Source organism: Streptomyces albiflavescens (assembly GCF_014645835.1).
GTDB classification, from domain to species: Bacteria; Actinomycetota; Actinomycetes; order Streptomycetales; family Streptomycetaceae; genus Streptomyces; species Streptomyces albiflavescens.
The window spans coordinates 96,426-107,086 of sequence record NZ_BMMM01000028.1; the positions used below are offsets into that span (position 1 = coordinate 96,426).

Sequence of the window (10,661 nt, forward strand, 5' to 3'; positions counted from 1 at the left end):
GGCAATCCGCCCCATTTCTCAGAGACTTCTTAGCGCAGCAGTTCCCCGCCTTGGTGTGCGCTTTACTCGCAGGCGTCCTCGGCCGCTGTGCTCCCTCGGAAAGTCGGTGCCGGATCGGGGGTGTCAGCCAGGAGATCGAGCCGTATTCCGCTCGACTTTCCGTCCCTGGGCGACTCCTCTCCGTAGCCGTACGAAGGGGACTCGGAGGTGCCCTTAACGGTGGAATCCTTCGGTTTTGCAGTGGAATCCTCGGGAAGGTCCTTCGAGACCGCCACCGGCTCGTCCGAACGCAGCCGCGCGAAGAGTTGTGTCGCCGCGGGCTCCACGAGCTGGTCGCGATTGGCGTTGTGGGCGTACGACGTCCGGGGCACCGTCAGGAACTGCACATCTTCCGTGGGGATGTCGCGCATGCCGCGCACCAGGTCGTACAGCCCGTGCAGGCTCGCCAGATCCGGGTCCGTGGTGAGCGACGAGGTGGCCGCGTCGAGCACGGGATAGAGCTTCGTCGGGTTGAGCAGGACGTTGTTGCTCTGCACCTTGTTGACAAGCGCGCCGAGAAACCGTTGCTGACGGTCCATCCGGTCGGTGTCGCTGCCGTTGCCGATGCTCTTGCGGGCGCGCACGTAGCCGAGGGCCTGCTCGCCGTTGAGCATGACCCTGCCCGCGGGCAGCTTCAGCTTGGCGGCCTTGTCGTTGATGGGTTCCTTCAGGCACACCTCGACGCCGTCCACGGCATCGACCATGCCCTTGAAGCCATGGAAGTCGACGACCATGTGGTGGTCGACGCGGATGTTCGTGAGCTTCTCGACGGTCCGGATCGTGCAGGCCGAACCGCCCGTCTCGAAGGCGGAGTTGAGCATCGCGAACGTCGGCCGGGTGCGTGTGCCGTCCGGGCGCCGGCAGCTCGGCACGTTCACCATCAGGTCGCGGGGCAGCGAGACAGCGGTCGCGCTGCGCCGGTCCGCCGCGAGGTGCAGCAGGATCGTGGTGTCGGACCGCTCGGTCCCGGAGTCCCGCCCGTATTTCCGGTTCCCGTCCCCCGCGCGCGAGTCCGATCCGATCAGCAGGATGTTCTGCGCGTCGCGCACCAGCGAGGTGGGCCGCTCCTTCTCGTACTCGGCCAGCTCGGCGGCGGCGCGCTCGTCCGACGTGATGTTCCCGCTCAGCTTCTCGTACGCCGCCCAGCCCACCCCCACGACGCCGAGCACCACGCCCGCGACGCCTGCCGCCGTGTAGCGCAGCCAGCGCCGTCGCCGGCGTATGAGACCGGCCCCGGTGGGCGACGCTCCCAGCCTCGGCCCCGCCGGGCCTCCGGGGGGCGTGCCTGCGGTGTCGGTCACGAGTGGATCCACCCCTCATGGCGTACGAACATGTCGCGCTGCGGTGCTCTTACGACCATGGCTCGGGGCGGGGGAGGGGGGCGGGCGGTGATGGGCCGAATGGGGGATGCCGCGGGAGTCGCCGCTGCAGCTGCGGGCATACGGCCGCCACGGCGTAGCTGTGCACGGTTGCGGGCGTAGGGCTGCCACGGGGTAGCTGTGCACGGCTGCGGACCATCGAGCCGTTGGGGCGGCTCCCCTCCAAGGGGGCCCTGCCCAAGGGGCAGCCCCCGTGAGCGCCGGCAACACCCACCTCGAGGGTGCCCCATCTCGACGGCGCCCCACCTCGACGGCGCCCCCGGCGCAGGGGACCTGCTCGCCAACGCTCCCGCGAGCGTCAGCGAGCCGTAGCCGTCACCCGCTCACTCTCGATCCGCTTGGCGACCGCGTCCTCGCCGAGCTGCTCCAGATGGCGGCACAGCACCACGGACCCTCCGGTCGCGAGCGGTGCGTACAACCCGGCGCTGAGCCCTTCCCACGTGTCGTACGGAAGCGCCGACAGAATCCGTGAGCCCGGCCCGGTCAGGTCGAGCGCGGGCGCCTCCGAGCGGGCCATTTCGACGACCTCCGCGCTCGTGTATTCGGCCCCGGCGACGATCAGCGCGGGCGCCTCCGGGTCCACCGGCCCGTACGGCATGAAGTGGTCTCCCTGGGACGGCACCTCGACGGCGTAGTCGGCGTACCCGGCGGGCGGCGTCGGGAAGCGACGCCCCAGCGGCGCGAGCGAGAGGGCGACGCGCTCCCCGGAGCAGGCGAGCCCGGCCTCGAACTGACCGGGCCCGGCGACGACGTGGTCCGCCGCGCCCGGGTCGCCCCCGACATCCGCGACGACGCCGACCGAGGAACACGCGAGCAGCCACACCGCCGTCTGCCAGTGAGCGGGCAGCAGCAACGCGACCCGTTCGCCGGGCTCGGCGGACAGCTCGCCCTGGAGCAGATTGGCGGTCTTGGCCACCCAATTGGCGAAGGTGGCCACGGACAATTCGACCCGCTCGCCCGTGGCGTCGTCGTAGAAGGTCACCAGGGGGCGCGCGGGGTCCGCGGCGAGCGCGGATCGCAGCAGGTCGGCAGGGGTGCGGTCGGTGGCATTCACGCGCGCAAGCGTACGCGTGGGCGCCGTGCGGGGCGGTCTGCCCGCGCCACCGGTTCGGACGAGCGTGCCCGACAGCCCGTCAAATCCCCGATAGACATATATGTATGGATATGTCCACGATCGGGGGCATGCATGGATTTCTCGCTTCCTCGGTCGGCGTCACCTGCGCGGCCGCACTCGCCCTTCCGTTGGCCCTGCCCACACCGGCTCAGGCCGAGCCATTGGCGACGATGTCCGAACCGGCCGTCCCGGGCAGTACCCAGTCCCTGCTGCTCGCCCCGCTCGGCGACGAGCGCGCCCTCGGCCCCGACGCGCCCGAACAGGGGCTCACCCCACGCGACGTACGGCCGTTCTCGCTCGTCGGTGTCATCTGGGACAACCCGAGCAGAGAGCTGCACGGCCGTGTCCAGGTCCGCACCCGTGCGGTCGGGACCGGCCACTGGTCCCACTGGCAGGACGTCGAGACGCACAATCGCGAGCACGCGGCCGACCCGGACACAGCCGAGGGCGAATCGGGCCGGGTGCACGGCTCCACGGCGCCGCTGTGGGTGGGGAACTCGGACGGCGTCGAGGTGCGCGTCAAGGCCGAGGGCGACGCACGGGCGACGGCCCCCGGCGACTCGCCGCTCCCCAGGGGGCTCCACCTCGAACTCGTCGATCCCGGCGCGGATTCCCCGCGTGAGGGCGTGCGGATGAGCGGCGTACGCGGGAGCGCACCGACGGGCAGCGCACGCGCGGGTGTGCCGCCGGCGGATCCGAGCCCGGTCACGCCCGTGGGCGATCTGCCCGCGGTTGCTTCCATGGCCGTGTCGTCCGCGGTCGCTGCCGCGGGCTCCCTGATCACGGACGTCTTTGCGGGCACCTCGACCGCGGGCACCTCGACCGCGGGTACCCCGACCGCGGGCACCTCGACCGCGGGCACCCCGACCGTGGAAACCCCGATCGCGGAGACTTCCGTAGACGACCCGCTCGCGAACGCGCCCAGGGACGACAGGGACGCTCCCGAGGACGAACCGCACGCCGGCGCACTGTCCGCCGAGGACACCGCCGCGTCCTCCGCCAACGCCGATCTCGCGCCCCTCGGTGCGAGGGAGATCCCCGCGCTCTCCCAGCAGGAGACGGAACGCGAATTCGTCACCGCGCACGGGGGCGACGAGCGCGCGAAGCCGTACATCGGCCCACGTCCACGCATCATCACGCGCCACGGTTGGGGCGCGAACGAGAGCCTGCGCGAACACGGCTTCGTCTACACGAAGAAGGTCAAGGCGGCCTTCGTGCACCACACGGCGTCGGGCAACAAATACAGCTGCTCGCAAGCCCCTTCGGTCATCCGCAGTATCTACCGCTACCACGTGGTGAGCAGCGGCTGGCGCGACATCGGCTACAACTTCCTCGTCGACAAGTGCGGAAACATCTACGAAGGCCGCGCCGGTGGTGTGGCGAAGCCCGTCAAGGGCGCCCACACCCTCGGTTTCAACAGCAACAGCATGGGGATCGCCGTCCTCGGCAGCTTCGGCAAGACGAAGCCGTCCGGCGCCGCACTCACAGCCATCGCGCGGCTCACCGCATGGAAACTCGGCCTCTACGGAGCCAATCCGCGTGGCAAGACATACCTGAAGTCCGCCGGTGGCAATCTCTACCGAAAAGGAAAGAACGTACGACTGAATGTGATCTCCGGTCATCGGGACGGGTACTCCACGGAGTGCCCAGGAAAGCGCCTGTACGGCAAGCTCGGCACGGCCCGTCGGGAGGCGGCCCGCTACCAGGGCAGGTAGGGGCGGGTGGATCCGACCGGGGACAGCAGAGATCACCTGAAGTCGACCGAGGGCCATCGAGGGACATCGCACGGCCATCGAAGGCGCCATCGAACGGTCTGCATACACTGGCCGGCCGAAACACAGTTCGGCCGGTCCCGGCAGGAAGCAGAGACGACAGGTGACAGAAGCGATCCTCCTGGTCGGCGGCAGAGGCACCCGGCTGCGCCCCCTCACGGTGCACACTCCCAAGCCCATGGTCCCGGCGGCCGGGGTCCCGTTCCTCACCCACCAGCTGGCGCGAGCGAGGGCGGCGGGCGTAGAGCACATCGTCCTGGCGACCTCCTACCTGGCCGAGGTCTTCGAGCCCTACTTCGGCGACGGCTCCTCGCTGGGCCTCCACATCGAATACGTCACCGAGGAGGAACCCCTCGGCACGGGCGGCGCGATCCGCAATGTGGCGTCGCGACTCCACTCGGGCGCGGACGATCCGGTACTGATCTTCAACGGCGACATTCTCACCGGCCTGGACATCCGGGCGCTGGTGGCGACCCACGAGACGACGGGCGCGGACGTCTCCCTCCACCTCACGCGTGTCGAGGACCCGCGCGCGTTCGGCCTGGTCCCCACGGACGCGACCGGCCGCGTCACGGCCTTCCTGGAGAAGCCCCAGACCCCCGAGGAGATCGTCACCGACCAGATCAACGCGGGCGCGTACGTCTTCCGCCGCGCGGTCATCGACACGATCCCCGAGGGCCGCCCGGTCTCGGTGGAACGCGAGACCTTCCCCGACCTGCTCGCCACCGGCGCCCATCTTCAGGGCATGGTGGACTCCACCTACTGGCTGGACCTGGGCACCCCTCAGGCCTTCGTGCGCGGCTCCGCGGACCTCGTCCTCGGCCGTGTCCCCTCCCCGGCCGTCCCCGGCCGCTGCGGCGACCGCCTGATCCTGCCCACCGCCACGGTCGCCCCGGACGCCAAACTCACCGGCGGCACGGTGGTCGGCGAGGGCGCCTTCGTGGGCGAGGGCGCCCGCATCTCGGGCAGCACGATCCTCAAGGGCGCCGTCGTCGAACCCGGCGCCGTCGTCACCGACTCCCTCGTCGGCGCCCGTGCCCGCATCGGCGAGCGTTCCATCCTCACCGGCGCGGTCATCGGAGACGGCGCGACGATCGGCCCCGACAACGAACTCCGCGCCGGTGTACGTGTGTGGTGCGACGCCCGCATCCCCGGCGGCGCGATCCGCTTCTCTTCGGACCAGTAGGTGAGGCTGCGCGGCGACTGTCGCCGGGGCTGAGAAGTCAGCCCCGGCCGGCAGTCTTGGGGGAGGGCAGGGGCGGAGGGGGCGAAAACCGCTCGGGCCTCGGCCCGACGCAACAGCCCGGCTACAGCCGCCCGATATCCCCCCGAGGCATCTTCGGCACCCGCCGCGGTGGCGTGCGCCCGGACAGCAGAATCAACCGAGCCGCCCGATGCCGCTGCCCCGCATACGGCTCCAGCAGCGAAAGCATCACCGCGTCATCCGCATCCCGGTCCCCGGCCAGGGCGTACCCCACGATGCCGGGCAGATGAAGATCCCCCACGGTCACCGAATCCGCCGCCCCATGACTGCGCTGCACAACCTCCGCAGAGGTCCAGGGCCCGATCCCGGACACCACCTCGAGCCGAGCCTGTGCCCGCACGGGATCGAGCCCCACCGCCTCCTCGAGCCGCGCGGCAACCCGCACGGCCCGAAGAATCGTCGAAGCCCGCTTGTTGTCGACCCCGGCCCGATGCCACTCCCAGGACGGGATCAACGCCCACGTCCGCGGCGCCGGCATGACGTACATCCGATCCGGAGCGGGTCCAGGCGCCGGTTCCCCGTACTTCCGTACGAGCAACCGCCACGCCCGATACGCCTCATCCGTGGTGACCTTCTGCTCCAGCACCGACGGAATCAGCGACTCCAGCACGAGCCCGGTCCGGGTCAGCCGCAACCCCGGCCGCCGATGCCGGGTGTGAGCGACAAGTCGGTGCCGCGGTTCGAAGGCGTCGGGATCGTCGGACGCCCCGAGCAGTTCGGGAAGCTGATGGAGTAGCCACTCGGCCCCCGGCCCCCACGCCTCGCCCCGAGCCACCCCGGCCCGCAGCACGACCCGCAGGATCCCGGGCCCGGCGGGCGTACGGCTGGTCCGCCACACGGCGCCGTCCGGCGTCGCGCGGAACGTCGGATCGCCGGGCCCGCGCCGTAGCGGCCCGAGCACGAGCCCGAGGTCGAGCGGCCCCGAGGGCGTCCATGTACGAGTGCGCCCGGCCACGGGCGCCTGCCGGGGCACCCCACCACCAGGCACGACGACATGCCCGCCGCGCACGGTCGTACGCGTCGGCCGAGGAGCGAAACGTCCAGCCATGAATGAGCTCCTAGAGGCGCCAGGGATGCCCTACGAGAGTAGGCACTCCACTCACCCGACACGCACGAGTCGCCACACACAAGGCAGCGCACAACGCACTGTGCGGCGCCCCGCACAAGACAGCAGCGCCCCGCGAGGCGCTCCGCAAGGGTTCCCACCTCAGCCGCCCTCCCGCGCGGCGCCGCCTCAACGCACCTCGATGAACGCTCCCGCATCCCGCTCCGGCCGAGCCCTCGGCTCCTCGGCCGCGTGCCCCACGGCCACGGCCCCCATCGGATCCCACTCCTCCGGCAGCCCCAGCACCTCCCGTACGACATCGCGGCAGAACATCGTCGACGACACCCACGCGGACCCGAGCCGCTCCCCGGCCAGCGCGACCAGGAAGTTCTGCACACCCGCCCCGGCGGCGACCACGAACATCTCGCGCTCGGCGCCGTCCCGTCGTGCGTCCCCGTACGTGTGGGACCCGTCCATCACGAGGCACGGCACCACGAGGTACGGCGCGTTGCGCAGCACGTCTCCCCGTCGTACTCGCTTGGCGATGGACTCCTCGCTCTTCCCGTCGCCCCGCAGATCGGCGATCCAAGCGTCCCGCATGGCGTCGAGCAGCCGTGTCCGGGACTCCTCGGACTCCAGGAGGACGAACCGCCAGGGAGTGGTGTGATGCGGCGCCGGAGCGGTCACGGCCGCGGCGACCGCGCGCCGTACGGCACCGGGGTCGACGGGCTCGTTGGTGAAGGCCCGTACGGTACGTCGCTGGGTCACCGCCTCCCGTACGGCCTCCGACGTGCCGAGGCGGAACATGTCGTCGCGCGCGCCGCGCACCATCGCCCGCGCCCCCTCGCCGTCGTCCTCGGCCACCATGTGCGGCAGTCCGCGCACGACGGCGACGGGCAGCCCGGAGGCCTTGCCCTTGACCAGGTCGCCGGCGGAGGCGAGCTCGTCGGCGGTGGCGACGACGGTCGCGCTCAGCGGATTGCCGTACGCGTCCGTGCCGCCCCGCAGATCGTCGAGCACGCGTACGCCCGCGACGCCGATGGCGACATCGGTGAGCCCGGTGCGCCACGGTCGCCCGAAGGTGTCGGTGACGACGACACCGACGGTCACGCCGAGAGTGTCGCGCAGCCCGTCCCGGATGGCCCGCGCCGAGGCGTCGGGGTCCTCGGGGAGCAGGAGGACGGTCCCGGCGGGGGTGTTGGAGGCGTCGACCCCGGCGGCGGCCATCACGAGCCCCTGCCGGTTCTCGACGATCCGCAGGGCCCCGCGCCGCGCCACGACCCGTACGGTCTCGGCGTCGATGGCGGACTCACGGTCGACGGCCTCGACGATCCGCCCCTCCGCCTTGGACACGATCTTGGAGGTGACGAGGAGCACGTCCCCGTCGACGAGCCCGGGCTCGACCGCGGCGATCAGCTTCGCGAGGTCGTCCCCCTGACGGACCTCGGGAAGCCCGTCCAGAGCCCAGACCCGATAGCCGGTCGACTCTCCGCCGTTCCCAAGCCCCTCCTGCGGAGGCTGCGCTCTGCTCAAGACGTCCGTACCTCCTCCGCCAGCTTCAGCGCTTCACGCGCCATCTGCGCCGTCGCCTCGAGGTCGGACATCATCAGCGGCACCGCCCGGCACCGGATGCCGGCCGCCTCCACGCGCTCCGCGGCGGACGCGTCCACCGTGTCGACAAGCCAGCCGTCGAGGAGCCCGGAGCCGTAGTGCTCGGCGACCGCCGCGGCCGTGGACTCGACGCCCACCGCGGCCAGCACCTTGTCGGCCATGCCGCGCACGGGCGCGTCCCCGACGATGGGGGAGAGCCCGACCACGGGAACCCCCGCGTCGGCGATGGCCTCCCGAATGCCGGGCACGGCGAGGATCGTGCCGACGGACACGACGGGGTTGGACGGCGGGAAGAGGATGACGTCCGCCTCGGCGATGGCTTCGAGCACCCCGGGCGCGGGCTTGGCCTGCTCGGCGCCGACCGGCACGACGGCCTCGGCCGGCACGGAGGCCCGCAGCCGCACCCAGTACTCCTGGAAGTGGACGGCCTTGCGCTCGCCGTCCACCTCGACGGCGACATGGGTCTCCACGCGGTCGTCGGACATGGGGATGAGGCGCACGCCCGGCTTCCACCGGTCGCACAGGGCCTCGGTGACGGCGCTGAGCGGATAGCCCGCGCCGAGCATCTGCGTCCGCACGATGTGCGTCGCGAAGTCGCGGTCGCCGAGCCCGAACCACTCGGGTCCGACCCCGTACGCCGCGAGTTCCTCCTTGAGGTGGAAGGTCTCGTCGGCCCGACCCCAGCCCTGCTCCTCGTTGATGCCGCCGCCGAGCGTGTACATCACCGTGTCGAGGTCCGGGCAGACCTTCAGCCCGAAGAGATGGATGTCGTCGCCGGTGTTGCCGATGACCGTGATGTCCGCGTTCGGCACGGCCCGCTGGAGACCACGCAGGAACCGGGCACCACCGATACCGCCTGCCAGAACCACAATGCGCATGGGGTTCAGTCTTGCAGGCGGGTACGACAAAGCGTCAGGCGGTTACGAGACCTCGGGCGGTTCTCAGGCGGTGACGGCGGCCGTGGCGCACTGGGCCGCGTGCATCGGCATCTCGGTGAGACCCGGGTAGTAGACGTGCAGGCTCACGGCCGGTTCGAGCGAGTCGTTGACGACTTCGTGGACGTAGCCCGGCGCGAAGACCCGCTGAGAACCCGCGCCCAACGCGCGCGTGCCGCGTTCGGTCCGCTCCGTCAACTCGCCCCCGAGGACCGTCAGTACGCCGGACGAGGGGCCGTGGTCGTGCAGCCCGCTGCCCTGTCCGGGCACCCAGGAAAGGAGCCACACCTCGTAGCCGGGCCCGGTGCGCAGCCGGTGGTACCAGCGCGAGGTCGCGTCGTACTGGACGAGGTGCTCCCACTGGGAGCGGTCGGCGGCGATGGAGCGGGCGAGGCCGACGAACTCGGCCACGGTGGCGGGGTGCTCGCGCGGCGGCTGGAGGAGGTGCGGTACTTCGAGGATGTCGCCGGCGATCTGGAGGTCGCTGTCGCTGTTCATGGGGTGCGGTGGTTCCTCGGCGGGAGAGTGCTGGGGTGTCGCAGGTCGTTCCGCCCGGGTCACGAGCGGGAGGAGCCGCCCGGATAGGGGCGGTGGGGTGCCTCAGTGGTGCCTCAGCGGGCGGAGGGCAGCCGGAGCGCGGTACGGCTCAACAGCTGGAACAGCAACAACAGCTACAGCGAGCGCGGGCAGCACCGTGGGACCCGGCGGTGCGGGTCGAGGTGAGTGCCAAGTTCGCGAGCATGCCCACAAGGACATCGGTTCACACCCCGGCTGTCAACTTCATGTCCGGTATGTGGGCAATGTTTCACCTCATCCGGTTCATCTGGCAGGCGAAAGGTTTGTGCAGGAGTCGCCCCGGACACATGGCGCACAACCGGGCGCACAAACCTCGATGCGATCCCGTGATCCAACTGTGATCCGGCTCGCTTCGATGTTCGTGTTCGAAACGTTCGGAACGAGATCGAACTCTCGGGCGTCCTTCCTTGTGAAGGGTCGGGCGCCTGACCTGGACCCCTTGGGCTGTCAGGGTTTATGCCGATTTGAACACTTTCCGCATAGCCTTGGTTCCGCAGAGTGAATAAGGGGCCCAATAGCAGATCTCGGCTTGACTGGCCCGGATCGGCACACTTGTAATTTCACTCGTGTCGTTCAGCCGAAATCGGTAACGGCAGCATCACGGGGACGCGAAAGACAGACGAGGGGCGCACATGACCGAGCTGGTGCAGCAACTGCTGGTCGACGACGCGGACGAGGAACTCGGCTGGCAGGAGCGCGCGCTGTGCGCCCAGACCGACCCCGAGTCCTTCTTCCCCGAGAAGGGCGGCTCCACCCGCGAGGCCAAGAAGGTCTGCCTCGCCTGTGAGGTCCGCTCCGAGTGCCTCGAATACGCACTCGCCAACGACGAGCGGTTCGGCATCTGGGGCGGTCTGTCCGAGCGTGAGCGACGAAGGCTGAAGAAGGCCGCCGTCTGAGCGTGACCGCCGCTGCCCGAAGAAGGCCGC

9 protein-coding genes are annotated in these 10,661 nt (G+C 70.6%); 3 read left to right on the forward strand and 6 right to left on the reverse strand.

All coding sequences use genetic code 11. From position 1 onward, the window contains the following. Positions 1 to 62: 62 nt before the first annotated feature. Positions 63 to 1,340: an LCP family protein gene (locus tag IEY95_RS45170; RefSeq protein WP_189192130.1), complete on the reverse strand. Its 1,278-nt coding sequence runs from the start codon at positions 1,338 to 1,340 to the stop codon at positions 63 to 65. Positions 1,341 to 1,716: 376 nt separating this feature from the next. After that, complete coding sequence (locus IEY95_RS45175) at positions 1,717 to 2,472, reverse strand: TIGR03089 family protein (RefSeq protein WP_189192131.1); 756 nt, start codon at positions 2,470 to 2,472, stop codon at positions 1,717 to 1,719. 128 nt (positions 2,473 to 2,600) lie between these two features. On the opposite strand from IEY95_RS45175, the gene IEY95_RS45180 reads away from it, so the two are divergent. Continuing rightward, on the forward strand, positions 2,601 to 4,247 hold the full coding sequence (locus tag IEY95_RS45180; RefSeq protein ID WP_189192132.1) for a peptidoglycan recognition protein family protein: 1,647 nt from the start codon (positions 2,601 to 2,603) through the stop codon (positions 4,245 to 4,247). A gap of 160 nt (positions 4,248 to 4,407) precedes the next feature. Continuing rightward, positions 4,408 to 5,490: a mannose-1-phosphate guanylyltransferase gene (gene manB / locus IEY95_RS45185; protein WP_189192133.1), complete on the forward strand. Its 1,083-nt coding sequence runs from the start codon at positions 4,408 to 4,410 to the stop codon at positions 5,488 to 5,490. A gap of 121 nt (positions 5,491 to 5,611) precedes the next feature. Here the strand turns inward: manB and IEY95_RS45190 are convergent, their stop codons facing one another. The 4 genes from IEY95_RS45190 to IEY95_RS45205 form a co-directional block, all read right to left on the reverse strand. After that, entirely contained in the window at positions 5,612 to 6,616 is a 1,005-nt protein-coding gene (locus IEY95_RS45190; protein ID WP_189192134.1) for a DNA-3-methyladenine glycosylase family protein, read from the reverse strand. A gap of 186 nt (positions 6,617 to 6,802) precedes the next feature. Further along, a complete protein-coding gene (locus tag IEY95_RS45195; protein ID WP_189192135.1) occupies positions 6,803 to 8,146 on the reverse strand; it encodes a coenzyme F420-0:L-glutamate ligase in 1,344 nt (447 codons plus the stop codon). Further along, positions 8,143 to 9,102: a 2-phospho-L-lactate transferase gene (cofD, locus tag IEY95_RS45200; protein WP_189192136.1), complete on the reverse strand. Its 960-nt coding sequence runs from the start codon at positions 9,100 to 9,102 to the stop codon at positions 8,143 to 8,145. The genes IEY95_RS45195 and cofD overlap by 4 nt, the downstream gene beginning before the upstream one ends. A 63-nt stretch (positions 9,103 to 9,165) precedes the next feature. Further along, positions 9,166 to 9,657: a cysteine dioxygenase gene (locus IEY95_RS45205; RefSeq protein ID WP_189192137.1), complete on the reverse strand. Its 492-nt coding sequence runs from the start codon at positions 9,655 to 9,657 to the stop codon at positions 9,166 to 9,168. 710 nt (positions 9,658 to 10,367) lie between these two features. Here IEY95_RS45205 and IEY95_RS45210 point away from each other — a divergent pair. Next, positions 10,368 to 10,631: a WhiB family transcriptional regulator gene (locus IEY95_RS45210; protein WP_003975777.1), complete on the forward strand. Its 264-nt coding sequence runs from the start codon at positions 10,368 to 10,370 to the stop codon at positions 10,629 to 10,631. The last annotated feature ends 30 nt before the right edge of the window (positions 10,632 to 10,661 follow it).